The sequence below is a fragment of the Pseudomonas putida genome (assembly GCF_001941965.1).
Taxonomy (GTDB): Bacteria; Pseudomonadota; Gammaproteobacteria; order Pseudomonadales; family Pseudomonadaceae; genus Aquipseudomonas; species Aquipseudomonas putida_L.
Map to the genome: position 1 here is coordinate 1 of NZ_MKZO01000075.1, position 15,996 is coordinate 15,996.

The 15,996-nt window shown below is 58.1% G+C and carries 17 protein-coding genes; 12 read left to right on the forward strand and 5 right to left on the reverse strand.

The genetic code is table 11. From position 1 onward, the window contains the following. A partial coding sequence (locus tag PSEMO_RS30150) for a DMT family transporter (RefSeq protein ID WP_144443648.1) occupies window positions 1-510 on the forward strand: 510 nt, incomplete at its 5' end. Window positions 511-638: 128 nt separating this feature from the next. On the opposite strand, the gene PSEMO_RS30155 is transcribed toward PSEMO_RS30150, so the two are convergent. Then, window positions 639-1,610 carry a 2-hydroxyacid dehydrogenase gene (locus tag PSEMO_RS30155; protein ID WP_075806521.1) on the reverse strand — a complete coding sequence of 324 codons (972 nt, stop codon included), beginning with the start codon at window positions 1,608-1,610 and terminating at the stop codon, window positions 639-641. Window positions 1,611-1,684: 74 nt separating this feature from the next. Next, on the reverse strand, window positions 1,685-2,632 hold the full coding sequence (locus tag PSEMO_RS30160; protein ID WP_075806522.1) for a LysR family transcriptional regulator: 948 nt from the start codon (window positions 2,630-2,632) through the stop codon (window positions 1,685-1,687). 185 nt (window positions 2,633-2,817) lie between these two features. Between PSEMO_RS30160 and PSEMO_RS30165 the strand changes: the two genes are divergently transcribed. Genes PSEMO_RS30165 through PSEMO_RS30180 form a run of 4 tightly spaced genes read left to right on the forward strand, consistent with a single transcriptional unit; the run spans window position 2,818 to window position 7,585 of the window. Next, complete coding sequence (locus tag PSEMO_RS30165) at window positions 2,818-4,344, forward strand: efflux transporter outer membrane subunit (RefSeq protein WP_075806523.1); 1,527 nt, start codon at window positions 2,818-2,820, stop codon at window positions 4,342-4,344. Continuing rightward, window positions 4,341-6,527, forward strand: coding sequence for an FUSC family protein (locus PSEMO_RS30170; RefSeq protein WP_075806524.1), 2,187 nt, complete (start codon window positions 4,341-4,343; stop codon window positions 6,525-6,527). The genes PSEMO_RS30165 and PSEMO_RS30170 overlap by 4 nt, the downstream gene beginning before the upstream one ends. Further along, a complete protein-coding gene (locus tag PSEMO_RS30175; protein ID WP_064302741.1) occupies window positions 6,517-6,717 on the forward strand; it encodes a DUF1656 domain-containing protein in 201 nt (66 codons plus the stop codon). The genes PSEMO_RS30170 and PSEMO_RS30175 overlap by 11 nt, the downstream gene beginning before the upstream one ends. Window positions 6,718-6,727: 10 nt before the next feature. Continuing rightward, entirely contained in the window at window positions 6,728-7,585 is an 858-nt protein-coding gene (locus tag PSEMO_RS30180; RefSeq protein ID WP_075806525.1) for an efflux RND transporter periplasmic adaptor subunit, read from the forward strand. A 136-nt stretch (window positions 7,586-7,721) separates the two neighbouring features. On the opposite strand, the gene PSEMO_RS30185 is transcribed toward PSEMO_RS30180, so the two are convergent. After that, window positions 7,722-8,129, reverse strand: a complete 408-nt coding sequence (locus tag PSEMO_RS30185; RefSeq protein WP_075806526.1) for a RidA family protein — start codon at window positions 8,127-8,129, stop codon at window positions 7,722-7,724. A gap of 162 nt (window positions 8,130-8,291) precedes the next feature. Here PSEMO_RS30185 and PSEMO_RS33650 point away from each other — a divergent pair, with 162 nt between their 5' ends. After that, window positions 8,292-8,468 (forward strand): hypothetical protein, encoded by a 177-nt coding sequence (locus PSEMO_RS33650; protein ID WP_178392083.1) that lies wholly within the window; start codon window positions 8,292-8,294, stop codon window positions 8,466-8,468. 145 nt (window positions 8,469-8,613) lie between these two features. Then, window positions 8,614-9,132, forward strand: a complete 519-nt coding sequence (locus PSEMO_RS30190; protein ID WP_075806527.1) for a sterol desaturase family protein — start codon at window positions 8,614-8,616, stop codon at window positions 9,130-9,132. Here the strand turns inward: PSEMO_RS30190 and PSEMO_RS30195 are convergent. Continuing rightward, window positions 9,073-9,792, reverse strand: a complete 720-nt coding sequence (locus PSEMO_RS30195; protein WP_075806528.1) for an SDR family NAD(P)-dependent oxidoreductase — start codon at window positions 9,790-9,792, stop codon at window positions 9,073-9,075. The genes PSEMO_RS30190 and PSEMO_RS30195 overlap by 60 nt on opposite strands. 120 nt (window positions 9,793-9,912) lie before the next feature. Between PSEMO_RS30195 and pseH the strand changes: the two genes are divergently transcribed. Then, the gene (pseH, locus tag PSEMO_RS30200; protein ID WP_075806715.1) at window positions 9,913-10,464 is read left to right on the forward strand and encodes a UDP-4-amino-4,6-dideoxy-N-acetyl-beta-L-altrosamine N-acetyltransferase; all 552 of its coding nucleotides are present in this window, start codon (window positions 9,913-9,915) and stop codon (window positions 10,462-10,464) included. Window positions 10,465-11,196: 732 nt separating this feature from the next. Here pseH and PSEMO_RS30210 read toward each other — a convergent pair. Further along, a complete protein-coding gene (locus tag PSEMO_RS30210) occupies window positions 11,197-11,442 on the reverse strand; it encodes a hypothetical protein (RefSeq protein WP_075806529.1) in 246 nt (81 codons plus the stop codon). A gap of 482 nt (window positions 11,443-11,924) precedes the next feature. Between PSEMO_RS30210 and PSEMO_RS30215 the strand changes: the two genes are divergently transcribed. From PSEMO_RS30215 to PSEMO_RS30235, 4 genes are all read left to right on the forward strand, one after another. Next, a complete protein-coding gene (locus PSEMO_RS30215) occupies window positions 11,925-12,416 on the forward strand; it encodes a hypothetical protein (RefSeq protein WP_075806530.1) in 492 nt (163 codons plus the stop codon). A 543-nt stretch (window positions 12,417-12,959) separates the two neighbouring features. Next, window positions 12,960-14,279, forward strand: a complete 1,320-nt coding sequence (locus PSEMO_RS32470; protein WP_081430367.1) for a tyrosine-type recombinase/integrase — start codon at window positions 12,960-12,962, stop codon at window positions 14,277-14,279. Window positions 14,280-14,360: 81 nt separating this feature from the next. Beyond that, on the forward strand, window positions 14,361-14,906 hold the full coding sequence (locus PSEMO_RS30230) for a hypothetical protein (RefSeq protein WP_075806533.1): 546 nt from the start codon (window positions 14,361-14,363) through the stop codon (window positions 14,904-14,906). A gap of 576 nt (window positions 14,907-15,482) precedes the next feature. Then, window positions 15,483-15,992 (forward strand): hypothetical protein, encoded by a 510-nt coding sequence (locus PSEMO_RS30235; RefSeq protein ID WP_144443649.1) that lies wholly within the window; start codon window positions 15,483-15,485, stop codon window positions 15,990-15,992. Window positions 15,993-15,996: the final 4 nt, after the last annotated feature.

Here is a 15,996-nt window from a genome sequence, read left to right on the forward strand (position 1 = left end):
CTGCTGTTCTGGCCGGAGCTGGCGGGGCAGGGGGCCAGTCATGAAACCTTGATGGGGTTGGGCCTGGGGCTGCTCGGGACCTTGTGCTTCTCGGCCGGGAACATGTTGTCCAGCGTGCAGCAGAAGTCCGGGCTGCGGCCGATGACCACCAATGCCTGGGGCATGCTGTATGGGGCGAGCATGCTCGGGGTGTATTGCCTGGTCAGCGGCGTGCCGTTCGGCATGGACTGGAGTGGGCAGTATGTGGGGTCGTTGCTGTACCTGGCGGTGCCGGGGTCGGTGATTGCTTTTACCGCGTACCTGACCCTGGTGGGCCGGATGGGGCCGGAGAGGGCGGCTTATTGCACCGTGCTGTTCCCGCTGGTGGCGCTGAATGTGTCGGCGGTGGTGGAAGGGTATCAGTGGACGGCGCCAGCGCTGGTGGGGCTGGTGCTGGTGATGATGGGGAATGTGCTGGTGTTCAGGAAGCCCAAGGCCAAGGTGGTGAATGCCGAGGCGGTGCTGAGGTAGATGGATTTCTGTTGGTCGTCAGGGCCTCATCGCTGGCAAGCCAGCTCCCACAGGGACCGCGTGCACCGCTGAACCTGTGGGAGCTGGCTTGTCGGACCGCCGCACCGCAGCGATAGGGCCCTGAAGGACTACTTCCAGACCTGCGGATTCACCAGGTCCCGAGGCCGCTCACCCAGCAGGGCAGCCCGCAGGTTGTCGATCGCCCGGTTGGCCATCGCCTCGCGGGTCTCGGCCGTAGCCGAGCCCACATGCGGCAAGGTCACCGCATTGCTCAGCGAGAACAGCGGCGACTCGCTCAGCGGTTCCTTCTCATACACATCCAGCCCGGCCCCGCGAATGGTACCGTTCTGCAGCGCTTCCACCAGCGCCGCCTCGTCCACCACCGGACCCCGGGAAATATTGATCAGGAACGCACTGCGCTTCATCAGCTTGAACTGCTCCGCACCGATCAGATGCTTGGTATGCGCACTCAACGGCACCACCAGGCAGACGAAATCGGCTTCCGCCAGCAACTGCTCCAGGCTCAGGTAACGCGCGCCCAGTTCCTGTTCCAGCTCCGGCTTGCGGCTGTTGCCGCTGTAGACGATCGGCATGTTGAAGCCGAAACGCCCGCGCCGCGCGACCGCCGCGCCGATATTGCCGAGGCCGACGATACCCAGGGTCTTGCCATGCACATCGGACCCGAAGTGCGACGGCGCCACCGTGGCCTTCCAGTTGCCGGCCTTGGTCCAGGCATCCAGCTCGGCGACGCGACGGGCGCTGCTCATGACCAGGCTGAACGCCAGGTCCGCCGTGCTTTCGGTCAGCACGTCCGGAGTGTTGGTCAGGGCGATGCCGCGTTCGGTCAGGTAGGCCACGTCGTAGTTGTCGTAACCCACCGAGACGCTGGACACCACTTCCAGCTTCAGCGCGCCGTCCAGCTGCGCGGCGCCCAGCTTGCGCCCGGCACCGATCAGGCCATGGGCCTCGGGCAGCGCTTCGTCGAACTGGGCGGCAATATCGCCGTTCTTGGGGTTGGGAACGATGACGTTGAAGTCCTGCTCCAGGCGCTCGGCCATGGGCGGGGTGATGCGGCTGAAGGCCAGTACCGTCTTTTTCATCGGGGCAAATCTCTGCTGGCGGGGGAGAATGGGTAGCAACCTATCATTCCCCGCCGCCGCTGTGCAGCAAGATTTCAGTTGGCCATGCGCAGTTCGTGGGTCTTCAGGTCGGCTTCATGGGCCGCGAGGATCTCCGGCAGCGAGTTGCGCAGGTACTCGACCCAGGTCTTGATCTTGGCGTCGAGGTACTGCCGCGACGGGTAGATCGCGTACAGGTTCAGTTCCTGCAGGCGGTACGCCGGCATCACCCGTACCAGGCTGCCGTCGCGCAAGCCGTCGATGGCCGAGTAGATCGGCAGCACGCCGACGCCCATGCCGCTGCGGATCGCCGCCTTCATGGCGTCGGCGGAGTTCACCTGGAACGGCGCCTGGGTGATGTTCACCACTTCCTGGCCTTCCGGGCCGTCGAACAGCCATTTCTCCAGCGGGATCACCGGGCTGACCATGCGCAGGCAGGCATGCTTGAGCAGGTCCGATGGCTTCTGCGCCACGCCGTGCTCGGCCACGTACTCAGGGGACGCGCAGACGATGCTGTAGGTGATGCCCAGGCGCTGCGAGACGAAGCCCGAGTCCGGCAGCTCGCTGGCGAGCACGATGGAGATGTCGTAGCCCTCGTCCAGCAGGTCCGGCACGCGGTTGGCCATGGTCAGGTCGAAGGTCACGTCGGGGTGGGTCTGGCGATAGCGGGCGATAGCGTCGATGACGAAGTGCTGGCCGACCCCGGTCATGGAGTGCACTTTCAGCTGCCCCGCCGGACGGGCGTGGGCGTCGCTGGCCTCGGCCTCGGCTTCCTCGACATAGGTGAGGATCTGCTCGCAGCGCATCAGGTAGCGCTTGCCCGCCTCGGTCAGCGCGATGCGCCGGGTAGTGCGGTTGAGCAGGCGGGTTTGCAGGTGCGCTTCAAGATTGGAAACCGCCCGCGAGACGTTCGCGGTGGTCGTATCCAGCTGCACGGCGGCGGCGGTAAAGCTGCCAACCTGGGCGACGCAGCTGAAAGCACGCATGTTTTGCAGGGTGTCCATGGGGCGCTCTCAAGGAAGACGACAGAATTGTGACATGAAGTAACTTGGCCGGTCTTCAGACTAAAGCCGGATTATCGCCGAATCGGTAACAAAGATTCACAGGAATGCGCGCTTATCGCCATCCCGGCGGCCTCATAGAATTGCGGCCTCTTGGCTTCATCCACCTACGTCGGGAATTTGCAGCAGTGCCGCGTCGCATCATCAGAGCGCTGAGTGCGCTCAGTGTCTGTGCCTTTTGCTTCACCTTGAGCGGCTGTATCGGAACCTGGGGCATTGCCCCGCAAAGCAAGACGCTGCAAGCCAATACTCTGACGACCGACGCGGCGATCGAAGCCGCCGCCCGCGATGCCCACTGGCCCGAACAGCAGTGGTGGCGGGCCTATGGCGACCCGCAACTGAACCGCTGGATGGACCTCGCCACGCACGGCAGTCCGACCCTGGCCATGGCCGCGGCGCGGGTGCGCGAGGCGAAGGCCATGGCCGGCGTGGTCGAGTCGGCGGAGAAGCTCCAGGTCAATGGCGACGCTACCCTGAAACGCCATAACTGGCCGGAAGACCAGTTCTACGGTCCCGGCGCCCTGTCCGGCGCCAACACCTGGGACAACAACGCCGCCCTGGGCTTTCGCTACGCCCTCGACCTCTGGGGCCGCGAGGAAAACGCCAGCGAACAGGCCGTAGACCGCGCCCATATGAGCGTGGCCCAGGCCCGCCAAGCCCAGCTCGAACTGCAGAACAACGTGGTGCGCGTGTATATCCAGTTGTCGCTGCACTTTGCCCAGCGTGATGTGGTCAAGGCCGAGCTGGCCCAGCAGGAGCAGATCCTCGGCCTCGCCGAACGGCGCCTGGCCGGCGGCATCGGCACCCATTTCGAAGTCAGCCAGGCGCAGGCGCCGCTGCCGGAAACCCATCGTCAGCTCGACGCGCTCAATGAAGAAATCGCCTTGGCCCGCAACCAGCTTGCCGCGCTCGCCGGCAAAGGTCCGGGGGAGGGCGCGCAGATCCAGCGTCCGCGACTGGCGCTTGGCGCACCACTGAAACTGCCGTCGGCGCTGCCGGCGGAACTGGTCGGGCAGCGTCCGGATGTGGTCGCCAGCCGCTGGCAGGTCGCGGCGCAGGCACGGGGGATCGATGTGGCCCATGCCGGCTTCTTCCCCAATGTCGATCTGGTCGGTGGCCTCGGCTTCATGGCTACCGGCGGCGGTCCGCTGGAATTCCTCACCGGACGCAAATTCAACTACAACGTCGGCCCGGCCATCAGCCTGCCGATCTTCGACGGCGGGCGCCTGCGCTCCGAGCTGGGCGTCGCTTCCGCCGGCTATGACATCGCCGTGGCGCACTACAACCAGACCGTGGTCGAGGCGCTCAAGGGCATCTCCGACCAACTGATCCGCCGCGAGTCGATGAAGGAACAGGCGCATTTCGCGGCCGAGTCCGTTGCTGCCGCGCAGAAGACCTACGACATCGCGACGATCGCCTTCCAGCGCGGCCTCACCGACTACCTCAATGTGCTCAATGCCCAGACCCTGTTGTTCAAGCAGCAGATGATCGAACAGCAGGTCCAGGCTGCGCGCCTGAGTGCCCATGCCGGGCTGGTCACCGCGCTCGGTGGCGGCCTCGGTGCTGGCGCCGATGTGCCCGATGCCGGGCGCGAGACGGCACCCGCGACCCCGAAAACCCTGGCGATCTTCGACAAACCCGGCCACGACCAATGAACGCACTGGCTTTGCCGTTCCGCTGGCTCGCCTCCCTGGAGTGGCGCCGCGGCTTTCTCGAGTGGGCGCGCACCGACGGGGTGACCTGGGTCTACATCTTCAAGGTCCTCACCGCCGCCTTCGTCACCCTGTGGCTGGCCATGCGCCTGGAACTGCCGCAGCCGCGCACGGCGATGATCACGGTGTTCATCGTGATGCAGCCGCAGAGCGGGCATGTGTTCGCCAAGAGCTTCTACCGGGTGCTCGGCACCCTGGCCGGCTCGGCAATGATGGTGGCGCTGATCGCGATCTTTCCGCAGAACACCGAGCTGTTCCTGCCCAGCCTGGCGCTGTGGGTCGGCCTGTGTTCGGCGGGGGCGATGCGTTATCGCACCTTCCGCGCCTATGGCTTCGTCCTCGCTGGCTATACGGCGGCGATGATCGGCCTGCCGGTGCTCGACCAGCCGCAGCAAGCCTTCATGGCGGCGGTATGGCGGGTGCTGGAGATCGGCCTGGGGATCTTCGTCTCCACCCTGGTCAGCGCCGCGATCCTCCCGCAATCGGCCAGTGCGGCGATGCGCAACGCCCTGTACCAGCGCTTCGGTGTATTCGCCGGGGTGGTGGTGGAAGGCCTGCGCGGCGACAGCCAGCGCGACCGCCTGGAAACCAGCAACGTGCGCTTTATCGCCGAGGCGGTGGGGCTGGAGAGCCTGCGCAGCGTCACCACCTTCGAAGACCCGCACATGCGCCGGCGCAGCGGGCGCTTGATGCGTATGAACAGCGAATTCATGGCCATTACCACGCGCTACAACGCCCTGCACCAGTTGCTCGAGCGCCTGCGCTTGCGCGGGCCGTTGCAGATCGTCAGCGCCATCGAACCGGGCCTGAAGACCCTCGCCGAATTGCTCGATCCCTATGTCGGTCGCGCCCTGACCGATGCCGACGCCTTGCGCCTGACCCTGGAACTTGCGGTCTACAAGGAAGGCTTGCCGGCGCAGGTCCGCGCCTTGCGTTCGGCTTACGAGGAAACCGGCCCGAGCGAATCCGACCTGCTGGATTTCCACACCGCCTACGAGCTGCTCTATCGCTTCGTCGACGATATGCACAACTACGCCGAGACCCACGCCTCCCTGGCCGCGCACAACCACGAGCGCGAGCAGTGGGACGAGCCCTATGTGGCGCAGACCAGCTGGGTGGTATCGGCGGCGGCCGGGGTGCGGGCGGCGGCGGTATTGCTGTTGCTGGGCAGCTACTGGCTGCTGAGCAACTGGCCCAGCGGCGGCATGATGACCCTGATCGCCACGGTCACCGTGGGCCTCTCGGCGGCCTCGCCGAATCCCAAGCGCATGTCCTTCCAGATGGCCTGCGGCACCTTGTTCGGCGCCTTCGTCGGCTTCTTCGAAACCTTCTTCGTCTTCCCCTGGATCGACGGCTTCCCGCTGCTGTGCCTGGTGCTGGCGCCGGTATTCGTGCTCGGCGCCTTCCTCGCTTCGCGCCCGGCCTATGCCGGTTACGGCCTGGGCTTGCTGGTGTTCTTCGCCATCGGCTCGGTGCCGAACAACCTCACCGTCTACAACCCCTACACCTTCATCAACGACTACATCGGCATGGTCATCGGCATGCTGGTGTGTGCCGCGGCCGGCGCGATCATCCTGCCGCCCAACAGCCGCTGGTTGTGGAGCCGCCTGGAGCAGGACCTGCGCGAGCAGGTGCTGTTCGCCATCAGCGGGCGTTTGCGCGGGCTGGGCTCGGGCTTCGAAAGCCGCACCCGCGACCTGCTGCACCAGGCCTATGGCCTGGCGGTCGGCCAGCCGCTGGTGCAAAGCCGCCTGCTGCGCTGGATGTTCGTGGTGCTGGAGGTCGGCCACGCGATCATCGAGCTGCGCAAGGAACAGGCAATCCTCCCGGTGCACCCGTCCTATGCCGAATCCCAGCCCTGGCGCCAGGCGATCCGCGTGATGGGCCGGGCGCTGGCGCGCTTGTTCCTGCAGCCGTCGGCGAGCAACCACGAGCGCGCCCTGGTGGCGGTGGAGCATGCGATCAGCCGCGTGCAGGCCACCGACGAACCGTTCGCCCGACACTTCGACACCTCGGCCTTGCGCCGGGTGCAGAGCTACCTGCACTTCATCCGTACTTCCCTGCTCGACCCTCAATCGCCGCTGGCCGCCCTCGGCCCGCAGCCAGGACAGCCGCATGCTTCGTGAAATCGCCTTCCATGGCCTGTACATGCCCACCGTGACCCTGATGTTCCTGTTCGCCGCGGGCCTGGCCTGGGGCCTGGACCGGTTTATCGCCAGCGTCGATGGCTACCGTTTTTTCTGGCACCCGGCCTTGCTGCGCCTGTGCCTGTTTCTTTGCCTGTTCGGCGCCATGGCGCTGACCGTCTACCGTTGAGAGCCCGTCGATGAAGAAGTTTTTCAGCCTGATCGCCACCTTGCTCGTACTGGCCGCCGCCGTGGCGATCGGCCGGCAGTTGTGGATCAACTACATGACCACGCCCTGGACCCGGGACGGCCGGGTGCGCGCCGACATCATCAACGTCGCCGCCGACGTGCCGGGTTATGTGGTGGACGTGCCGGTCAAGGACAACCAGTTGGTGAAGAAGGGTGATGTGCTGATGCGCATCGACCCCGAGCACTACGAGGTCGCGGTGCGCCAGGCGGAAGCGCTGGTGGCCTCGCGCAAGGCCACCTGGGAAATGCGCAAGGTCAACGCCAGCCGCCGCGCGGACATGGACAACCTGGTGATCTCGAAAGAGAACCGCGATGACGCCAGCAATATTGCCAACTCGGCGCAGGCGGATTACCAGCAGGCCCAGGCGCAACTGGCGGCGGCGCAGCTCGACCTGAAGCGCACCACCATTCTCGCGACGGTCGATGGCTACGTGACCAACCTCAATGTGCACCGGGGCGATTACGCGCGGACTGGCGAGGCGAAGATGGCGGTGGTCGACAAGGACTCGTTCTGGGTTTACGGCTTCTTCGAAGAGACCAAGCTGCCCCATGTGCGGGTGAGTGATCCTGCCGAACTGCAGATGATGAGCGGCGAGGTGTTGCAGGGGCATGTGGAGAGCATTTCCCGGGGCATCTATGACCGTGACAACCCTGAAAGCCGCGAGCTGATCGCCGATGTGAACCCGACTTTCAACTGGGTGCGGCTGGCGCAGCGGGTGCCGGTGCGGATTCATATCGATGACGTGCCGGACGGGTTTTTGCTGGCGGCGGGGACGACTTGTACGGTGATCGTGCGGCCTGAGAAGTGATCTGACAGACACTGCAAAACCCTGTGGGAGCTGGCTTGCCAGCGATTTGGCCATCAGTTGCACTGATGTTGTCCAGTCGGGCCTTATCGCTGGCAAGCCAGCTCCCACGGGTTTAGCGGTGCTTTTGGATCTGCTGTTATTGCCCGACCGCCACAGCCTCCACCTCAACCAGCATCCCCTCCAGCGCCAATCTTGGCACCGGAATCAAGGTACAGGCCGGCTTCATCCTATCCCCCCACACCTCATCCGCCACCTGCACCCAATCCCGCAGCCGCTCCGCCGAATGATCGACGATCAACAGCGTCAGCTTGAACACATCCCCGATCCCCGCCCCCCGCGCCGCTAGCGCCGTGCGCACATTCTCCAGCGCCTGCCGCGCCTGCTCGGCGAACACCGGCGAGAGGGCGCCGCCCAGGTCCTCGCCCCCTTGCCCGGCAAGAAACAGCAAGCGCGTCCCGGCCTTGACCTCGGCGATGTGGGAATAGGCATTGGCGCTTGGGTCGTAGAGGCCTTCGGGGTTGATCAGTTGGAAGGGGGCGGTCATGGGGGAGCTCCGTAGGACGAAAGAATCGAGGAGTTTCAGACCTCTAGTTAGGTTGAGGTCAAGCGGGTTATGCGGGCGACATATTCCGACTCGATTTGCCTGAGCGGAACTTGCTTTGGTGACCTAGATTTTTCTTTCCATCCATCAATACAAATAGTTTTTATGAGCAAAGACGAAACCAAGACTGACTGGGACCGACTCGCAAGCATGAAGGACGAGGACATCGATTTTTCCGACATCCCTGAATTGGATGATGATTTCTTTCGTAGTAGCCAACTCTTGCACCCGTGCATGGAAGCCCAGATCGCTTTGCAGGAAGAAAAAGAGCCTTCGAAATAATTCGCAAGGATGCCGCGGGGAGCAGTCCCGCGGTCCATTTCCTACAGCCCGTCAGCGCATCTCCCACATGACAATCCCGTCATGGATTCTCCCCGCCACTTCCCCTAATCTGACGCCCACCCCTTATCCCCGGCACCGGCTGCACATGATCCTCCACCTCGCCATCTTCCTCTGCACCCTGGTCGCCATGGAGTGTGTCGGTTTTCTTGCGCACAAGTACGTGATGCACGGGCCCGGCTGGTTCCTCCATCGTTCCCACCACGAGCCACACCTGGGCGTTGTCGAGACCAATGACGTCTACCTGCTGATCCTCGCCCTGGTCGCCATCACCCTGATCGTGCTGGGCAATGCCGGGCATGATCCGTTGCAGTGGGTGGGGGCGGGGGTGGCGGCGTTCGGGATCATCTATGTGTTTGTCCACGATGGCATCGTCCACCGCCACTGGCCGGTGCGACCGAAGCCGCGTCATCCCTATCTGCGCCGCCTGTACCAGGCGCATCTGATGCACCATGCGATAAAAGGGCGGCGCAATAGCGTGTCGTTCGGCTTCCTGTATGCGCCGCCTGTGCATGTGATCAAGCGGCAGTTGCGGGAGATGCGCGAGTCAGAAGCGCGGGTCGAGGATCGCCGGGAGGGTGATTTCCTTGACGAAGCTCGCGGCTGACAGGCTCAGGGCCATCCGTACCACCTGTACCACGTCGTGGACCGGGATGAGTTCGCCAGCGCCGCGTTGTTCGGCTTGTTCACGGGGCGTGGTCAAGGTGTCTTCGGTATTCAGGTAACCCAGATTCAGGCAGGTCACGCCAAGGCGCTGGTCGCGATAGCCCTCGCGCAGTGAGTCGGCGATGCCACGCAGGGCAAATTTGCTGGCGCCGAACGTCACTTCAGGTCGCCCGCTCTGTGGCAGGCCTGAGGTGGAGCCCGTGAGGATGATGCGGGGACGTTCGCTGCGCAGCAGGATCGGCAGCAGGCGCTTGATCAGCAGGATCGGTGCGGTGACGTTGCAATTGACGATGGCTTGTAATTGCTCGTCGCGATCTTCGAGGAAGTTGTAGGCGTCGTCGAAGGCCTGGTCTTCCCATATGCCGAGGTTGTAGATCAGCGTATCGAGGCCGGTTTCGCCGGCGCAGTGGGCGAGCAAGTCGGCGGCGTTTACCGGGTTTCCGAGGTCGGCTTCGATCCATTGCTGACTGACGCCTGGAAAGGGCTTCATCTCATGCGGGCGGGTGCGGGACACGCCGATCAACAGATCGCCGTTATTACCCAGACCTTCCATCAATGCTTTGCCCAGTCCCTTGCTGGCGCCGATCACCATCGTCTTCATCGCTGCACTCCTTGTGTGTGAAGAGGGCATGCAAGCAGATAGGGGAGGGTAGTAGCAAAGGGCTGGGTGTTTCTGGATGTGAATTGTATGATCTTCTCCCGCCAGCCTTTGGTGCTTCCCATGCACTTCATCAACATCCTCGACACATCCCTCGCCGTCCAGGCCCGGGTTCGCGACCTGCGCAACCACATTGATGTACGGCGGTTCATGTACAGCAGCCACGAGATCTCCATTGACGAGCATGGGCAGTGGCTGGCGTCGCTGGTGGGCAATCAGCGTCAGAGGGTCTTTGTCGTGATGCTCGACGATCAGGTCGCGGGCATCGTTTCGCTCAATGCCATCAATGCGGCGCACCGGACGGCGGACTGGGCGTTCTATCTCGATCCGGCGCTCCAGGGGCGCGGGGTGGGGAGCTTGGTGGAGTTCTGGCTGCTCGATCATGCGTTCAACGAAGCGGGGCTGGAAAAGCTCAACTGCGAAGTGCTGGAGAGCAACACGGCGGTGGTGAAGATGCACTGCAAGTTCGGTTTTTCTCAGGAAGGAGTCCGGCGCCAGAACATCCTGAAAGACGGTGCGCGTCTCGATGTCGTGTTGCTTGGCATCACTCGAGCGGAATGGCAGGCGCAGCGTCCAACGATGCGAGGCATAGTGGAGCGCTTGTCACGTAAATGAACCGGTGCCGAGAGCAGGCCTGCGGCACCCTAGTTGTTCGGTCTTGCCAGTGCGTCCTCCTCCTTACACCCTAGATTTTCTGAGCTGCCTACGCGGCAGTGAATGGGGGCTGATCGTGCTGCCGGATATCGAGGTTTTCTGAGCTGCCTTTACAGCAGTGAACGAACGGTGTCGGGATCAGCTGCATCCCCGATATTTCTGAGCTGCCTACACGGCAGTGAACATCGAGAAGCCAATCACGCCGACCAACATCCATTTCTGAGCTGCCTATACGGCAGTGAACAACCCGTGGCGTGCCGGACGGCTGGGTCGCCGTTTCTGAGCTGCCTATGCGGCAGTGAACTCTTCTCCAGCTTGGCAAGGATGTCGGTCATCTTTCTGAGCTGCCTATACGGCAGTGAACGTCACAAACGTACAGGACAAAACTCCCCTGCATTTCTGAGCTGCCTGTACGGCAGTGAACCGAATCGGCACGCTGGCGCCTGATTTTGCCCGTTTCTGAGCTGCCTATACGGCAGTGAACACCAGGATCAAGACCCTGACGCCGGAAGTGCATTTCTGAGCTGCCGTATAGGCAGCTCAGAAATACGTGGGTTACAAGGTATAGCCTCGCCCCGCTGTTCACTGCCGTATAGGCAGCCCAAAAACTAAAGATGGCACGGGGGTGAACGAATGAGCGGAAGCGTTGAAGAGCAGCGCAGTGCCGCGGGCGCGCCCGCGGCGAGATACCCTTTACTGCACAGGCACACTGAGTCCTGATTTCGCCCTAGCGACAGTCAACAATGTTCTGCTGATTTTCAGATTGACGATGGCACTGCTGATTTTCGTTTGGTCAGCGAGTAGCGGCTGTGAGGGCAACCGGGTCAGAGAGAAAAGGGCACTTTGGAGGTGCTTCTCAGCATTGTGTATTGCCTCCTCGGTGGACATGCCCGCGCGGATGCAGAGGACGGGTGGTGGATCGGGTACGAGTTTCTTCATGGCTACGCTCTGTGTTGTTTCAAGAGATCGCCACATTCCGCTGCTAGACGGAGGGTGGCGACTGTACGTGAGGTAGCAGACCGGCACACAGAGCAAACCCGGCGCACCCGAAGGTGCCCACACGCACAGCCGCCATTGACTGGTTGCTGGTGGTTGCTTCTGTGCGCGGACTGCTAATCCGATCGTTGATTTGGCAACGACCGGCGAAGCGTAGGCACGGTTTCCAGAGGACGCAACCGCCAGGTGGGGTGGGGGAGTATGCTTGGGAAATTGCCTACAAGAAAGTCGGAAATGGCAGGGTTTTCGTAGCTATATGCGACACCTTTTACTTCCCTCTTGAGCCGGTAGGATTTCCTGGGTGCCGGGAGCGAGCGTGTGCTGGAGCTGCTCCGCACGCTCATCGAGGAAAACCATGAATCGCGATCAAGACCTCAATCAGAGATGGCAGAACGCATCGCCTTGAGTCATGTTGGGGAGGGCGCTTGTCTGAATTGCTCAAGCTTAAACCGAATACTCTGGTGTCACACCCTGCTGGCGGGTTCAGTTTCGGCACGATTCCCGAGATGCCAAAGTTCGGTCTGCCCGGCGGCGAAGTTTATCTTCGTGTAGGGGCTCATCACCGGGTCAACAGCGGGTTTGGAGTGATTCATGTGTGGCAGGCGCACCAGGCTGATTTGCTTAGGCATGGTTGCATCAGCATTGATGGCGTCGCTGACCACATCGCCAAAATGATTGTGCCTGGGGCGCAGATCTATTGTGAGTTCAAGGAACAGCGAGGTGGCAACCGCATCGCAGTGCTTAGGACATCCACTGGCTGCCTGATTCTTGAGCCGCGCCACGAGCGGGCGTCAGGTTTTGGCTACTATGTCGTTACCTGGTATCCCCAGCGTCGAGCACACGGCACGCTGGTAGGACAAATTCCTCGACCACGAGCCGAGGAGGGGCCAGCAGATTTTGAGCGAGCTGAAAAATAAAAAAGGCGCCACATGGGCGCCTTTCAAATTTTTGAGGAGTAGTCGCAGCGATTCTTTAGCTCCCGGTCTCACGACCTTGGGTTCAGAATCCGACGGACAATGCCATCGTCACTACTTCAGAGAAACCAGCTTTCTCTGCTGCCAAAATTGCGGGGGGGGATGTTGCTGGTACCCAGTCCCGACGTATGCGCAGTTGCAGTCCTCAAATGCAAGGATATAGAAGGTGACACTCGTGTCAACCACATTGGATGAATGGGCCGGGGTTCCGGGGAGCCACAAGTCTATGTGGGGTGAGCCCTTCGCGAGCAAGCTCGCTCCCACAGAGAAAATGCAGCACCGCATCTCCAACTCCAAATCTCAGGCACAAAAAAGCCGACTAAAAAGTCGGCTTTCTCATCGATCTTGGTGCCCCGAGGGAGACTCGAACTCCCTCAAAATTACGCTTCAAACCAGTAGGGCCGCGTATTTAAAGGCTTACAGTGGCTTTGGCTAGAAATTTTGGATAGAATTTTGGGTAGAAATCACTAGCCAAGGGCTGCTGCTATGACCGATTTTTTAGTCCTGAAATCTGGCACCTACCACGTCCGTCTGGACGTTCCAGAAGCAGCACGGGAAGCCTTCGCCGGGCGTAAGGTTCTGACTAAAAGTCTTAAAACCGGCAACCGCTCGGAAGCTCACGTTCTCAAATTGAGGTGGTTGCACCAATGGAAGGCCGAAATTGAAAAAGCCCGAAGGGGTGAAATCGGTAATTTTCGTGATGATGTTCTTCAAATAGTTGAAAAGCACCAACGGGCTATAAATCTTGATAAAATTCAAGGAAAAGCTCCAACCAGTGAAGCAAAAATGGGTTTTGAAGTAATCCAGTATGCACATGATAAAAAATTAAGTATCGACCTTGTTAATGAAGCGATTGATATTGCTGCTGGTCGCTCGGATTATTCACCCAAGACTCCATTTTTTAAAAGTCGCCTTGATGCTTTTTATAGCTATGAATTAAATCAACGAAAGGTTGATTTGAATACCGTCGATAGACATATCAAGAGAATTAAGGCTCTTGATGCGTTTTTAAAGTCGGAAAATCTGCTTCTAGACTATGAAGCAGTAGCTTCATTCTTGATGTCAAAAAACCTTGAGCCGAAGACCAAGAAGCAATATTTGTTTTCGTTTAATGCTTTTTATAATTTCTTGATTAAGAAAGAGCCACCGTTCAAAGAGCATTATCCAATCAATCCTTTTAAAAGTCATGAATTGAGCCAAGTCAGACGTGGAACGCTCAAAGAGGACGAACGACGAGCGTTTACGGCTGATGAAGTCAATACCTTGCATAGTAAGGCAGTCGAGAAAGGTAAGCGTCAGCTAGCCGACTTGATTGAGATAGCAGCCTACACCGGGGCACGGATTGAAGAGATTTGCCGTTTGAAAACATCGTCAGTTGTTAAAGAAGATGGTGTTGATTGTTTTCATATCACAGAAGGTAAAACACAAGCATCTGTTCGTTTTGTTCCAATCCACCCGGCTCTTATGAAAACCGTAAACCGGCTTGTAAGTTCGTCGGACGATGGCTATTTGTTGAAAACAAGCAAAGGCGGCAAGTATGAAACAAAATCCAAGGGCTTAGGTAATCAGTTTTCGGTATTCAAAGCAGAGCTTGGATTTGATAAGCGATGTGTTTTCCATAGTATACGAAAGACTGTTATCACTACGCTAGAACGTGCTGACGTTAAGAACCTTGTCATCATATCTTTGGTTGGTCACAAAGCAGATGGGCTGCTAAGAATGACCTTTGATAGATACTCAGAAGGTCCGACGCCACCCGCCAAATTGAAAGCTGTTGAAAATTTGAAATACAAGTTTTCAGTCTAAATTTCACGCTGGAGTTAGAATCTTTCCTTGTGGTAGCATAGTGATGGCTTACCGATTTTCATTGAATGGCAAGGAAGAGAGATGAAGAAAACCATCGGATTTTATTTTTCATTAGTTCTGGCCGCATCATCCTTAGCATCTACCGTTCAGGCTTACGAAAGAGTAGAGCTTGACCACGATAGGACTAGCGTTGAATATTCCGGCCCTATTAAGTCAGTAGCTAAAGTCATTGAGGGCTACAAATGGCTTGGCCAGACCAAAGAAATGAATGGTGGCGTAGTCTTTGAAGCTTATGACAACAAATACTTTGGTAGAGCCGACACCTCTTTGGGCAACGCCATCATGGTTAAGGCCACTTTTTATACTTACGACAAAGTGAGTAAAGAAGCAGTCATGATTGCCAGACAGAGTGAGATTACCGGCTTTGTTGAACTCTATGGGATGGAAAGCCCCGAACTCCAGATTCATATCAAAACCGTAGGCGAAAACGAGTTTCAAGCTTTCTCTAGCAAATACGATGCGGATAGTCCCAAGAAGTTGATGACCTACAAGAAAGTCCAGCAGTTCAATAAAAGCCCTCACGGTGAACGTTTGAAGTCTGCCAGTGATAGCGGTATGGTTTTCTAATAAATCATTGGGCATATATAGGCATTATTCAGTCAGCTTGGTTTTGATTGCTATCAGTTGCTCAAAAGGCTACCTCATTGGGTGGCCTTTTTTATGCGGTCTAAAAATCAAACGCCAAAAAAGCACGCAAATAAGTCTAACCATCAAACGATTTAGAGGCTGCCCAAGTTATGGATGGCCTTTTTTTATGTTGTCTAAAAATCAAACGTTAGATAGCTCATCCTAAAGGTCTAACAATCAAACGGTTTATGTCGTACGTTTTGTCATACGTTTTCTAAAATGTCGGACGCTTTCTATGTCGTACAAAATTGTCGGACGATATTGAAAGCATTAAAATATATGATACAACATTTATATAGGTTGCTTTTAAATACAGGCAAGCAATGGAAACGTCCGACATTTTAACTTCGTTAAATTTGTCGGTCACAAAAAAACCTACGGTCTTTTTTGTTCCGTTTCCGCTTGATTTTCTGCACTTCGTTTGAAAATGGAGAAGCAAAAGCAAAGTCAAAAGCAAGCCTACTGTAACGCCTTCGGACGTTACAGAAAAAACCAATAATGAGCATGAGGAAAATTATGACAGACAAAAAAGACCAAGAAGAATTTGACGTTAGCAGTGAATTCGATTTTGAAGACAGCAATGATTTTGATTTTGGCGATGAAGTGAAAAGTGAACCCATACAAAAAACCGTTATCCACAAGAACGCCAGTATTGATGAAAAAGAAGTGGAAAGACGTGCTGCAGCTCGGGCCGTTTTCTTGAAAGAAATGGAAGCACGCAAAAAAGAAAAAGAAGATGAACGCCTAAAAGAATTAAAGCCAATAATAGATTTTGTCAGAGGCTATCACGAAAGAACAGGCCAAATTGATTGGTTTGAAAATGTAGTTATGAAAGACTTTCTAGATAGCTATCCAGACGGAAGCAAAAAACTAGGTGATATTATTTATCGACTTGCTGCCGACATACAATCAATTGCGTATAACGCCGCTGAAGACAACCATGATCATAAAATCCACGGGCAGGATATGCGAGACATCAAGACTTTTGCAATTTTCATCATAGAGCTTGCAGAAGGCAGATTGTAAACAT

Coding starts and splice junctions, on each gene's coding strand:
- PSEMO_RS30155 (WP_075806521.1), bottom strand. CDS start 1,610: ATGAAAAAGACGGTACTGGCCTTCAGCCGCATCACCCCGCCCATGGCC.
- PSEMO_RS30160 (WP_075806522.1), bottom strand. CDS start 2,632: ATGGACACCCTGCAAAACATGCGTGCTTTCAGCTGCGTCGCCCAGGTT.
- PSEMO_RS30170 (WP_075806524.1), top strand. CDS start 4,341: ATGAACGCACTGGCTTTGCCGTTCCGCTGGCTCGCCTCCCTGGAGTGG.
- PSEMO_RS30175 (WP_064302741.1), top strand. CDS start 6,517: ATGCTTCGTGAAATCGCCTTCCATGGCCTGTACATGCCCACCGTGACC.
- PSEMO_RS30180 (WP_075806525.1), top strand. CDS start 6,728: ATGAAGAAGTTTTTCAGCCTGATCGCCACCTTGCTCGTACTGGCCGCC.
- PSEMO_RS30185 (WP_075806526.1), bottom strand. CDS start 8,129: ATGACCGCCCCCTTCCAACTGATCAACCCCGAAGGCCTCTACGACCCA.
- PSEMO_RS33650 (WP_178392083.1), top strand. CDS start 8,292: ATGAGCAAAGACGAAACCAAGACTGACTGGGACCGACTCGCAAGCATG.
- PSEMO_RS30190 (WP_075806527.1), top strand. CDS start 8,614: ATGATCCTCCACCTCGCCATCTTCCTCTGCACCCTGGTCGCCATGGAG.
- PSEMO_RS30195 (WP_075806528.1), bottom strand. CDS start 9,792: ATGAAGACGATGGTGATCGGCGCCAGCAAGGGACTGGGCAAAGCATTG.
- pseH (WP_075806715.1), top strand. CDS start 9,913: ATGCACTTCATCAACATCCTCGACACATCCCTCGCCGTCCAGGCCCGG.
- PSEMO_RS30210 (WP_075806529.1), bottom strand. CDS start 11,442: ATGAAGAAACTCGTACCCGATCCACCACCCGTCCTCTGCATCCGCGCG.
- PSEMO_RS32470 (WP_081430367.1), top strand. CDS start 12,960: ATGACCGATTTTTTAGTCCTGAAATCTGGCACCTACCACGTCCGTCTG.
- PSEMO_RS30230 (WP_075806533.1), top strand. CDS start 14,361: ATGAAGAAAACCATCGGATTTTATTTTTCATTAGTTCTGGCCGCATCA.
- PSEMO_RS30235 (WP_144443649.1), top strand. CDS start 15,483: ATGACAGACAAAAAAGACCAAGAAGAATTTGACGTTAGCAGTGAATTC.